This is a genomic window from Caballeronia sp., assembly GCF_028292365.1.
Lineage (GTDB): Bacteria > Pseudomonadota > Gammaproteobacteria > Burkholderiales > Burkholderiaceae > Caballeronia.
On sequence record NZ_JAQGMM010000336.1, the window covers coordinates 1 to 10373 of the forward strand.

Consider the following 10373-nt stretch of genomic DNA (forward strand, 5'->3'; position numbering starts at 1 on the left):
AAGTGGATTTTGGCGGACGAGAAAGTGAAGTCGGACAGCGAGTGGAAACGGATGCAGGCAAGCGTGCAAGAGTGGCCTGATTCGCGTATCCGGACGCGCGACACCTGCTCGAATTCCCCTGTTTGGAATTCATGCAGGGGAGACCTTTCTCGCGCTGCGTCATCCGGGCATTACGACGTCAGGGGCACTGTTTTTGCACGGCGGCGCGTGGGACCGGTAAAATGCTTGGTTGATCCACGGAAAACGCCGTGGCGTAGCGGAAGGATTTCCCAAACATGACAGATTTTCGTGTGAACAAGCCGGCTTTGAAGGTCGCAGCCCTCTTGATGGTGGGAGGCCTTGTTGCCGGATGCGGTACGTCGTCTCCCGACGCAATCAATTACAAGAGCGACGGGCGCGCAAAACAGGCATCTCTCGCGGTCCCGCCCAATCTGCTCGACGAAACGGGAGATCAGCGTTCGTTACCGCCTCAGGGAGGCCAGGCTTCGCTTTCGGACCTCCAGCAAGTGCAGAAGGCCGCGCCGAGCGCTCCCACGGTCATTCCGCCCGTCTCTGGCATGCATATCCAGCGTGACGGCACGGAGCGCTGGCTGGTTATCGACACCCGAGCGCCGGAGCAGGTCTGGCCGCAGATTCGTCGTTTCTGGCAGGAACAGGGCTTTCTGCTTGTCGTGGACGCGCGTGACAAGGGCGTCATGGAAACGGACTGGAACGAAACCCACCCGGCGATCTCAGACGGGCTGATTCGCAACACGCTGACAATGGCGACGGGCAATTCATACGTTGCAGCCGAACGCAACAAGTACCGCACCCGCCTCGAGGCAGCGCCGAACGGCGGTACGTATGTGTTCATCAGTCAGAAGGGCATGCGAGAAGCGCTGACGGGAACCAATAACGATCAAAGCCAGTGGCAGGCCAAGCCGAACGATCCCGCCCTGGAAGGCGAATACCTGAAGCGCTTGATGGCGAACCTGGCACTGGCCGACGCGCGCCAGGCTAGCGGCCAGACCGGCGCGACCGACGCTGCCATGGCTGCGGCCGCGGCAGCGAGCTCGCCCACGTCCACCACGTCAGCGCAGAGAGCGGCACAGAACGCCGCCCTCTCGGCGCAGACGCCGATCAAGGAAGACGTGGTGCCTGAAGCAAGCTCGGTTGAGCTCAACTTGCCGGAACCCTACGATCGTGCGTGGCTGCGAGTGGGTCTGGCGCTCGACCGGACGAACTTTACCGTCGATGACCGGGATCGTGGCCGCGGCATTTATTTCGTCCGGTATGTTGACCCGAAGGACATGACCTCGGCGGAGCAGGGCTTCTGGAGCCAGGTGTTCCACGGTAAGAAAGAGAAGCTACCCAAGAACTATGAGATCAACGTGCGGGCGCTGACGGAGACGCAGACGCGTGTGTCGATCATCGACAGCAAGGGCAACGTTGATTCCTCGCCGCAAGCGCGCCAGATCATGGGCCTGCTCGACGACCAGTTGCGTTGAAGCACATCGCAGTGACCTTCTGCAAACTTGTTCAAGAGGCTGAACCAGCAAATTGAATCAGTAAGCTGAATGTCACCGAAAGACTGCGCGGAATGACTAACCCGCGACTAACCCGCCTGAAGTTCAGGCGGGTTTTTTTATACCTCTGAGATTAGTTGAGGCATTGAAAATGCCTTTTGCATTCAAATGCGCGGTAACGCGCGCGAGTGAACGCGGTCGCTGCGTTACGCTTCGGGCGACAGACATCAGAGGGAGGCAAGCGGACCTTTCATGATGTCGGTGTCACGTGACAGCAGATGGTTACAGGTTCGGCTCAGGCGCTGTTTTTGGTTTTTTATGTGCGGGAAAGCTTATAGGAATCAACTGCATAGGGATTACATTGTATCTATGGCATGTAATCTGCGTGGCGCCTAAATGAAGCGGCGTCCTGCTTCATGCCACCCTAGGTCACCCAATTTACTTTCACGAATTGCGGTCCGCTGGCCAAGCGGATCTCGATGGCCCCGTCGCCTATCCTCGTAGGGCGACGGCTTTTGCCCGCGCTCCCCAAAGGGAACGCGGGCTTTTTTCTTGTCGGTTCAAAGTCGTTTCAGCGTGCGTGCAGCGTCGACGTTATGCTTGCTCCTTTAATCTGGAGTCAAGTCATGACGGAAATCGCCGTGGTCGCGACATTCGTTGCCAAACCGGGTAACGAAGACAAGCTGAAGGAAGCCCTGCAGGGCATCGTGGCACCGACACTCAAGGAACCCGGGGCGCTGCAATATGACCTGCATCGCGACATCAAGGAGCCCCGCCGATTCGTATTCTACGAGCGCTGGCAGAGCGAGGCGGCGCTAGCGCAACACAATCAAACACCGCACATCCAGGCGCTCGGCAAGACGCTGCCGGACCTGATTGAGCACGGCGAAATCAACGTGGTGGCAAAGCTCTGAACGGCTGAACGGGACACGCAGAAGTCAGTGCATCCGCGTAGCCATGTCTCACTGCTCGATCATCCCTACGTCACCATCCCTTAGTGAGTCTCGTGCGGTACGTCGAGGATCAGGATGATGGTCCAGTCGGCGTCGCCGTCATGATGGTACTGACGCTCGGCCACGATAAACGGCTGTTGTTTGCCGTCCGGGCCGAGGAACAGCACGTCGCCTTCCATGGGCAGGCACTCCACGGGCGGCAGCGCGAGATACGCGTCCTTGTCCTTTGCGTTACGCGGCATCAGCTTTTCAATCTTGCGTGATGCTGCTTCGGTCCATTCAATATCCAGCTGGATGTTGCTCATACGATCCTCCGCACACGAGTGCGATTCAATTTTATCGACGCGGAATGTAGCATACGCCGCGCCGGTGAACGCATCGATTCCTGAAGTCGTCGCAAACGAACGAAAGCCGGATACAACGCCTCGTGCGTCATATCCGGCTTTTTAAGGCGAGCGGCTCGCTAAATGGTTCGCGGAACTGGTTCGCCGACCGCTAACGTTTGCGCGCCGTTGCGACGGTTGAACCCGATCGCTTATTCGGCCGTGCCTTTCGAATGCTTCATGCCCTTCTTGTGATGCGTGGTGCTCTTGTGCATCGGCATGTCGCTCGGCATGGCCGACTGGCGTGATTGCAGGTCCTGCGCGCGCTGTTCGATATCCGAGATTTTGGCCGGATCCGTACTCATCGTGACGCCCTGATCGGATTGTGCAAATGCTGCGCTGGTCATTGCGCTCAGGGAAAACAAGACTGCCAGGGACATTTTCTTCATTGTTACCTCCATAGACTCGTTGAACCCGGGTTGGCCTGTCCCGATTAGCGAGACATTACACGCTGCGTAGCAAATACCGATCCTGCCCGCGAATCGTTACATGTAGTTACAGTGCCGTCGCATTTCAGCAATGACACTGCGGTTTGACTCTAACAGAGCATCAGCCCGGCCAGTCGATTGACTGAGCCGGCGATAATACCGGCGAAGCGCATTGGTTTCTAGTACTGAATTTCGAGATGAGTAACGGTGTTGAAGCAGGTGTTGACACATGACGCGCAACACCGATGCCTCTCAACACCGAGTCGTTTCAATACAGCCCCACGCGTTGGTACACACGAAAGCGTGCGAGGCCGATCAGTTCATGCAGGGCAGTTTCAGCATCGATGAAACCGCGTGAGCGGGGAAAGAATGTAGCCCTGGATTTCCGCACATTGCTGATGAAAGCTTGTGTGTCGAGACCAAAAGCATTGAAGGCAAGCAATGACCGATGCATGTGATAAGCGGACGTAATCAGCACCAGAGTTTCGTCGCGCTCAGGCTGCACGATGCTCGCCACATAGCGAGCGTTCTGGTACGTATTGAGGCTCTCGTTTTCGAGCACGAGGTCGCTGGCGCTCACGCCGCGAGCGAGCAGGAAGGGCGCGTAGTTGTCGGCCTCAGCTTGTTCATGATGCTGCGGGTTGCCGCCACTTACGATCACCCTGCACGCGCCGCCTGCGCGCCGGCACTCGCGATACAACTCTGCTGTGACAACAATACGCGTGAACGCATCGCGTTTTGGAATCAGGTGTTTGTCGGCGTCGTAACGCGTGCCGCCGCCCAGCAGGATAAAAGTCGTTCGCGATGCGAAATGCACCTGCTGCGGCGTAGATTTCTCCTCGAACCCGCGCTGTGCAAGGTGAAGCAGGGGTGCCGAAAGCCAACCCGCGCCCAGCGCCCAGAACACCATCGCGCAAACAAGCGCGACCGCGCGCCGGCGTTGTCGCCAAAGTGCGAACAGTGCAAAGAAAAGCAGCAATAAAGTTATAAGAACCAATTTGGTTTGAGGTAACGTATAGGTTTTCGAGATAATCCGCTTCGTGGTCATCGCATTCGTGAGAGTGCATCGCCGGAACTGCGGAACGCGTTGTGTAGTGCGCGTTTAACGGGCGCTCGGAATTATAAGTAGCGGTAAGCAGAAATAAGCAGCACCTAGCGCAAGCGGCGGCTGCGAGTTCCGGTCAGGGGCCGCGAAGTCGGCATTTTGACTGGTTTCGGGGCGTGCCGCGTTTAGTCGGTGCCGCTGGCAGTCAGTTACTGCCATGTGGTGCCGTCACGGCTGCACTGGAAGACATAACGAGATGACCACGTATTCAAACGAAGCCGTACTCGAAGCGCTCCGGCGAGCTCAGTATCGTCAAGTTCCGTGGGCAAGACGCCCAAACGTTTTCAGCCATCTACGCGACCTGGGCCTGCTGGAGCTGGTCCGGCAGCGCACCGTAGCACCCGCTCCCGGTTTTCACGCCCCTGTGGACATTGCGGTAGTGACCGAGCGGGGCAAGCTGGAGTTCTCCCGTCTCGCCCGCGACGAGCGTTCGATGGACTGGGATCTGCATCGTAACGCACCGTATTCTCCGGCCGTCCTTCAGGAACCCCTGGCCGAAGCGCGCGCTTAAAGCCCTTCCAACCTTCGCGCTGAAGGGCCTTGCGCTTCAGCGGTTTAACCTCGGGCAAACGGTTGCGGCTGCAATAGCGCCATTTCTGCGTCGAATGAGCGAGGCTGTGAAATCGGTCCACTCATGACAGCGGTAAAACGTCGACAAAAAAAGCCCGTATCACGAGGATACGGGCTTACCGGATCTACTTCTGCCACGCTGTGCTCATGGCATAAAGTCCGACTGACGCGACGAAGAAGGGTTCCCGGAACGGCCGCCATCCACTGAAATATGATTTGAATGCGCGCTATTCCGGCGGTCTTGCTTGTCTCGTGACTCACCGCGCTTCAACGTCCCTCAGTGCTTACGCGGGCGGCCTCCGCGATCCGGCTCGGGCCGTGCGCGCGCATTACTCGCGATATCACCTCGCAAGTCCCCACGCGGCGCGGTTTCAGCCATCTCGCCGCCACGCACCTGTTCCTTCCTCCAGTCCTGCAAGCTGGCTTGCGTATTCGGGCGCAGCGCGAAGTTGCCCGCGGACGACTCCGCGTGCGCCGTCATTCCCGTACCCAGTGATGAAAGCACAATGCCGCACACGAGCAGTGACATTGGTTTCATGATCAAAACTCCCTCGAGCCGATATTGGCTCGCTAGCTAGCTTCATAAGCTATGCCAGCATACGAAAGGATGCTGTAAATATTGGTAAAGAGTTGTTTCTCGAGGGTCCTGACTGGCCGCAACATGCCATTGGGGAGCGCGAGTTCGCGCGACCGCAACGTCACTGTGCGTGGAGGCAATGCACGCCATGCGCTCCCTTTCGATCAACGAAAGGCGAGCGCCTGCCGGCAACTTTTTGACTGAGTAGAATGGCCTGCGAGCGCAGACCGTCGGCTCATCACTCGAGGAGATACATCGGGTGGGAGCCGGGATAAAACGCAGGAAACCTGCTCGCGGGTGCTTCGCGTATCTTTAGCGGTACAGCGCGGTCGTGCAGCGATCGACCATACAGCCCGAACGTGCCGCTTACCGCGTTGTTTCAGGCTGTCAGGCCATCTTGACCGGCGCGCGCCACGATTCCGGGTTCGTCCAGAATGCGCCACGCAGACGGTCCCGGCTCGGCGGTGCCGGCGGTTTCGCAGCGGTGGAACCAATCCGGCCCCGCAACGACACCTCACGGCCGTTGTTGCCGAGCCGTTTTACGATTTCCGCGAGCGTACCGTCAGCTTGCCATTCGTCGAACCGTCGACGGCAAGTCGGCGGCGACGGATAGCGGCCCGGCAACTTCGACCAGCCTTCGCCTGTGGACAGGACCCACAACACGGCATTGACGACGGCACGTGCTTCCACACGCGGACGACCGCGCCGTTCACTGCGTGCCGGTTCTGCGCAAAACAAGGCCTCTACCAGCGCCCACTCGTTATCTCTTAAATCGTCGAACATCATGTTTCACCTCAGCGAAGCTAACCCCGGTGCGCTGCCCCGCGCCGCGCACTCTGGTCGGAATTCGAAGATCGAACCCAGGTAAGGTCGGAGCAAGCATTGCGACGGACGATTTGCGTTTAAAACTGCAATGGCGCCGACCTCTGCACAAGTAAATGCGAGAACCGTGCCATGCGTGTATCGATCGGTCGGAAAGCCTCGCGGCAGTAGGCTGGCGCGATGCCAGCATGGCCCGTATGAGACGCTATAAGTGCAGTTAATGAAATCGGGACAATCACCAATCAAGTGCAATAAGCCCATCCTGCGTGCGCGAATGCATTTTTGCTGCACCGCAGCGCGTCGCTTGATGAAACCGTTTTCTTAACTGACCTTGATCTACAATTTGCATCTATGTGGTGGATTGATGAGGGGAAGTTATGAGCCGAGCGCTCAATGTGACGTTGCGACAACTGCGCGTATTTATTGAAGTCGCTAGGCTGCAAAGCTTCAGCCGGGCCGGCGATGAAATCGGTCTGACGCAGTCGGCGGTGAGCCGGTGCGTGCGTGAGCTCGAGGGGGAGATCGGGATGAAACTGGTCGACCGGACTACCCGCGAGGTGCAACTCACCGACGTCGGCGCGAATCTCGTCGGCAGCGTGTCACGGCTGCTGTCGGACCTCGATGAAGCGCTCCGCGAGATCAGGGATCTCGGCCAGCAACGGCGTGGACGGGTCATCGTCGCGGCCAGTCCGACCGTGGCGTGCCGTCTCATGCCGCTCGTCATTTCGGCCTGTGTCCGGGAATTTCCGCTGATTTCACTGGGTTTGCGCGACGACCTCCAGAGCGACGTGATTCGCAAGGTCAAATCTGGCGAAGTCGATTTCGGTGTGGCGATTGGCCCGTACGCCAATGACGACCTGTATGGGGAAGTCGTGATGACCGATTCGTTTTGCGCGGTTGCGAGGCAGGACCATGCCCTCGCGGCGGCGCTCGAGGTGCCTTGGGCCGCATTGTCCGGCGAACGCCTGGTCATGCTGGATCAGGCTTCCGGAAGCCGTCCGATTATCGATGCCGTGCTGCGTGAACATCACGTTATCGCCGACGTGGTGCAGGAACTGGGTCATTCGGCTACGGTGTTCGGGCTGGTGGAAGCGGGCGTCGGCATTAGCGTGCTGCCTTGGCTGGCCCTGCCGTTGCCGGCGAATTCGTCGCTGATCGCGTTGCCACTGGTGCCGCGGGTCGAGCGAACCGTCGAACTGGTGCGGCGGCGCGACCGGTCGTTGTCGCCTGCCGCTGAATCGGTGTGGGGGCTGGTCGCCGGATTGCCAAAACGCGTAGAAGAACTGGCTTAGCCGATTGCTCGATCTCAGCGGTTTTGCGCTTTGGTACACCTGCATGCCCCGCCAAGTCCGCGAAAGCGCGCAAGAACTGGCCTGATGGCTAACGCGCGCGCCGTACAGCGCTTTTCGGAGGGCGTCGCGTTAGACTTTCGCTTTCCATCGGCGGAGGCGGTAATGAGTGAGTCAGAAGGGGCGGTTACCTCGGAACTGGGTGTGCTGGTAAATACACCTGTAAGCGCACAGGCAGGAGGCGAACGTGCGCCGAATGCACGTGACGCTGTCCGTGCGCTGCGGCCATCGCAGATCCGCGAGGTCGCCAACGCGGGTTTCGGTGTCCCAGATGTTTTGCCGTTCTGGTTTGGCGAGTCAGATCAGGTCACGCCGCAATTCATTCGCGACGCTGCCAGCCGCGCGCTCGCCGACGGTGCAACCTTCTATACGCACAACCTGGGCATCGCACCGCTGCGCGAGGCGCTTGCTGACTATGTCGGCAAGCTGCATGGCGCCACCCGGCCTGCTGAAATTGCGGTGACGAGCGCCGGGGTCAATGCACTGATGCTGGCAACACAGCTGGTCGCGGGCGCAGGGGACCGTGTGGTGGCGGTCACGCCGCTGTGGCCGAATCTCGTCGAAATTCCCAAGATCCTCGGCGCCACTGTGGAAACGGTCGCGTTGACCTATGGCGCGAACGGCTGGACGCTCGATCTAGACCGACTGCTGGCCGCTCTCACGCCCGGCACGCGCATGCTGATGATCAACTCGCCGAATAACCCTACCGGCTGGGTCATGACACGCGAGCAGCAGCAGGCGGTGCTTGACCGTTGCCGGCAACTCGGCATCTGGCTGGTCGCAGACGAAGTCTACGAGCGCCTCTATTACGGCGAAGACGCCACGGTCGCTCCTTCGTTCCTTGATCTGGCGACCCGCGACGAACGGGTGATAGCGGTGAATTCGTTCTCGAAGGCGTGGCTGATGACGGGCTGGCGACTCGGCTGGATCGTGGCGCCTGAGCGCCTGATGGAGGATCTCGGCAAGCTGGTTGAGTACAACACGTCTTGCGCACCTTCATTCGTCCAGATGGCCGGGATCTCCGCAGTGAAGGAAGGCGAGCAATTTACGCAAGCATTGGTCGCCGACCTGCGCGCCAGCCGCGATTACCTCGTGGAGGCATTGCAGCGGATTCCAGGTATCGATGTGCGGGCGCCAGCCGGTTCCATGTACTTGTTCTTCAAGCTGCCGGGTGCGAACCGCAGTCTCGAACTGTGCAAGGCACTCGTGCGCGAGAGCGCGCTCGGACTTGCGCCCGGCAGTGCGTTCGGTCCCGAAGGAGAGGGCTTTGTGCGCTGGTGCTACGCATGCGACACCGCTCGCCTGGACGCTGGGGTCGCACGCCTGCGAGCGTTCATGGAGGCGCACCCGGCTGGATAAATGACCAGTCTAGCGGCCAACCTTAGCGGCCAAGCGGCCAACGGACTGCACCTGGCGGGGCACAAGAGGCGGAAAAACGGGGACAGGGTGCCAGGGTTTCGGCTGCGGAAGGCCGCCAGACGTGAGTCTGGCGGCTACCCAATGTTTCACCTTTACGCATCGTTTGTTTTTGCGTAATATGCGTCCAGTCACGTGCTTCCGCCTTGGAAAGCGCTACTTCGTCCGGCTGGGAAAAGCTCGGCGATCAGGATCTGATCCCGTGTTTTGCCTCCCCCCGGTGCGTGCTCCCAATCAATATGACCGATCAGAAATCGGGCGAGCGCGTCGTCAGTATCCTCGTCCACGGTTTTCCAGTCTGAACGTTGCGAATGGTTCGAGTAGTCGGCGTCATTCGATTCGGCCTGACTTGACCGGTTCATAGACCATACAGGGTCCTATCTAGCTGCATGAATACCCAAGAGGCGAAGATCGTCCTCGAGACTGCCTTGATCTGCGCGCAGGAGCCGCTGAAACTCGCCGAGTTGCGCAAGCTTTTCGCCGACGATATATCGGCAGACACAGTTCGCACCTTGCTCGACGCCCTGAAGCAGGATTGGTCAGGACGCGGCGTGGAACTTGTGGCGCTGGCGTCCGGATGGCGGTTTCAGAGCAAACCTGCAATGCGGGCCTATCTCGATCGGCTACACCCGGAAAAGCCGCCCAAATATTCGCGAGCCGTACTCGAAACGCTCGCGATCATTGGTTATCGGCAGCCTGTGACGCGCGGCGACATCGAAGAAATTCGCGGTGTCACGGTGAACACGCAGGTGGTGAAGCAACTGGAAGACCGCGGCTGGATCGAGGTGATCGGTCATCGCGACGTGCCGGGCCGGCCAGCGCTCTACGCCACCACCAAGCAGTTCCTGGATGACTTGGGCTTGAGCGCGCTCGATGAACTTCCCGCACTCGACAACCCGTCGGCGCAACTGGAAGCGTCGCTGTTCGCGCAGCATGCGATCGATTTCCCCGGCGACGACGCCGCCGCAATCGGCGCTGCGCCGGTGCAAGGGCTGGAATCGAAGGGTGAACCTGCTTTGTTGCCGGACGCTTCGAGCGGGGACGCATCGCCGTCATCTGCGCTCTTGTCCGACGCTGACGTGACCAAAACCACGCCGGTGGTTATCGCTAGCAGCGAGCCGAATGGCGACCTTGGAGTGGTTGTTCACGCTGCCGGGCCAGGTACACCAGACGCACCGGATGCTTTGCCAGGCGCGACCACGCATGAAGCGACGCAGTCGCTGAATTCGCAGGAACCCGAGGCGGCCGAAGCAGTCCACGTTGAA

At 59.5% G+C, this 10373-nt stretch carries 10 protein-coding genes and 1 pseudogene; 6 read left to right on the plus strand and 5 right to left on the minus strand.

Annotation, left to right across the window (positions count from 1 at the left end; genetic code table 11):
* Positions 1-275 precede the first annotated feature (275 nt).
* Together bamC and JWR14_RS20345 are read left to right on the plus strand one after the other, a co-directional pair.
* A complete protein-coding gene (gene bamC / locus JWR14_RS20340; protein WP_299710468.1) occupies positions 276-1487 on the plus strand; it encodes an outer membrane protein assembly factor BamC in 1212 nt (403 codons plus the stop codon).
* A gap of 644 nt (positions 1488-2131) precedes the next feature.
* On the plus strand, positions 2132-2419 hold the full coding sequence (locus JWR14_RS20345) for a putative quinol monooxygenase (RefSeq protein WP_299710471.1): 288 nt from the start codon (positions 2132-2134) through the stop codon (positions 2417-2419).
* Between the two features lie 80 nt (positions 2420-2499).
* Here the strand turns inward: JWR14_RS20345 and JWR14_RS20350 are convergent, their stop codons facing one another.
* The 3 genes from JWR14_RS20350 to JWR14_RS20360 all read right to left on the minus strand — a co-directional run bounded on the left by JWR14_RS20350 (position 2500) and on the right by JWR14_RS20360 (position 4266).
* Positions 2500-2763 (minus strand): hypothetical protein, encoded by a 264-nt coding sequence (locus JWR14_RS20350; protein ID WP_031358965.1) that lies wholly within the window; start codon positions 2761-2763, stop codon positions 2500-2502.
* A gap of 230 nt (positions 2764-2993) precedes the next feature.
* Positions 2994-3230, minus strand: a complete 237-nt coding sequence (locus JWR14_RS20355; RefSeq protein WP_299710480.1) for a hypothetical protein — start codon at positions 3228-3230, stop codon at positions 2994-2996.
* A gap of 307 nt (positions 3231-3537) precedes the next feature.
* Entirely contained in the window at positions 3538-4266 is a 729-nt protein-coding gene (locus tag JWR14_RS20360; RefSeq protein WP_299710483.1) for a YdcF family protein, read from the minus strand.
* A gap of 304 nt (positions 4267-4570) precedes the next feature.
* On the opposite strand from JWR14_RS20360, the gene JWR14_RS20365 reads away from it, so the two are divergent.
* Positions 4571-4885, plus strand: a complete 315-nt coding sequence (locus JWR14_RS20365; RefSeq protein WP_299710486.1) for a hypothetical protein — start codon at positions 4571-4573, stop codon at positions 4883-4885.
* A 336-nt stretch (positions 4886-5221) separates the two neighbouring features.
* On the opposite strand, the gene JWR14_RS20370 is transcribed toward JWR14_RS20365, so the two are convergent.
* Positions 5222-5482, minus strand: a complete 261-nt coding sequence (locus tag JWR14_RS20370) for a hypothetical protein (protein ID WP_299710489.1) — start codon at positions 5480-5482, stop codon at positions 5222-5224.
* Between the two features lie 438 nt (positions 5483-5920).
* Positions 5921-6307, minus strand: a pseudogene (locus JWR14_RS20375) (transposase); the annotation flags it as partial.
* 413 nt (positions 6308-6720) lie between these two features.
* Between JWR14_RS20375 and JWR14_RS20380 the strand changes: the two are divergent.
* The 3 genes from JWR14_RS20380 to scpB all read left to right on the plus strand — a co-directional run.
* On the plus strand, positions 6721-7635 hold the full coding sequence (locus JWR14_RS20380; protein WP_299710500.1) for a LysR family transcriptional regulator: 915 nt from the start codon (positions 6721-6723) through the stop codon (positions 7633-7635).
* 162 nt (positions 7636-7797) lie between these two features.
* Entirely contained in the window at positions 7798-9051 is a 1254-nt protein-coding gene (locus JWR14_RS20385) for a pyridoxal phosphate-dependent aminotransferase (protein ID WP_299710503.1), read from the plus strand.
* Between the two features lie 446 nt (positions 9052-9497).
* Positions 9498-10373: SMC-Scp complex subunit ScpB (scpB, locus tag JWR14_RS20390; RefSeq protein WP_299710505.1), on the plus strand; the 876-nt coding region annotated here is incomplete at its 3' end.

What these genes read in the sequence shown, in the direction of transcription:
- bamC (WP_299710468.1), top strand. Translation starts at nt 276, where the DNA reads ATGACAGATTTTCGTGTGAACAAGCCGGCTTTGAAGGTCGCAGCCCTC.
- JWR14_RS20345 (WP_299710471.1), top strand. Translation starts at nt 2,132, where the DNA reads ATGACGGAAATCGCCGTGGTCGCGACATTCGTTGCCAAACCGGGTAAC.
- JWR14_RS20350 (WP_031358965.1), bottom strand. Translation starts at nt 2,763, where the DNA reads ATGAGCAACATCCAGCTGGATATTGAATGGACCGAAGCAGCATCACGC.
- JWR14_RS20355 (WP_299710480.1), bottom strand. Translation starts at nt 3,230, where the DNA reads ATGAAGAAAATGTCCCTGGCAGTCTTGTTTTCCCTGAGCGCAATGACC.
- JWR14_RS20365 (WP_299710486.1), top strand. Translation starts at nt 4,571, where the DNA reads ATGACCACGTATTCAAACGAAGCCGTACTCGAAGCGCTCCGGCGAGCT.
- JWR14_RS20370 (WP_299710489.1), bottom strand. Translation starts at nt 5,482, where the DNA reads ATGAAACCAATGTCACTGCTCGTGTGCGGCATTGTGCTTTCATCACTG.
- JWR14_RS20380 (WP_299710500.1), top strand. Translation starts at nt 6,721, where the DNA reads ATGAGCCGAGCGCTCAATGTGACGTTGCGACAACTGCGCGTATTTATT.
- JWR14_RS20385 (WP_299710503.1), top strand. Translation starts at nt 7,798, where the DNA reads ATGAGTGAGTCAGAAGGGGCGGTTACCTCGGAACTGGGTGTGCTGGTA.